This is a genomic window from Bartonella sp. AA81SXKL (assembly GCF_042196945.1).
GTDB lineage: Bacteria > Pseudomonadota > Alphaproteobacteria > Rhizobiales > Rhizobiaceae > Bartonella.
This window is the reverse complement of record NZ_JBHIRH010000334.1, coordinates 1-295: the sequence shown is the minus strand read 5'-3', so window position 1 is coordinate 295 and position 295 is coordinate 1. Positions and strand designations below refer to the sequence as shown.

Here is a 295-nt window from a genome sequence, read left to right as displayed (position 1 = left end):
CAATTTTGGGATCCTTTGTCATTAACTCATCAACATTAAATTTCGATAAGTTAACGTGAATGTTGCGTGCAAGATCACCATCCGTCACAATTCCAATTAATTCACCTTCTTGATTCACAACACCCACACAACCAAAATGTTTTTCAACCAAAACACTCATAGCTTTAGCCATGGCTGTACCTTGCGCAACCAAAGGAATACTTTCACCCTGATGCATAATATCACGAACATATTTAAGACTTGCACCAAGAGAACCACCAGGATGATAAATTTTAAAATCTGTCGCAGTAAAACC

1 protein-coding gene is annotated in these 295 nt (G+C 37.6%); it reads right to left on the bottom strand.

Annotated features, from left to right (window positions below):
- On the bottom strand, nt 1–295 hold a 295-nt coding region (locus ACFINZ_RS11510; RefSeq protein ID WP_375701584.1), incomplete at both ends, for a CBS domain-containing protein.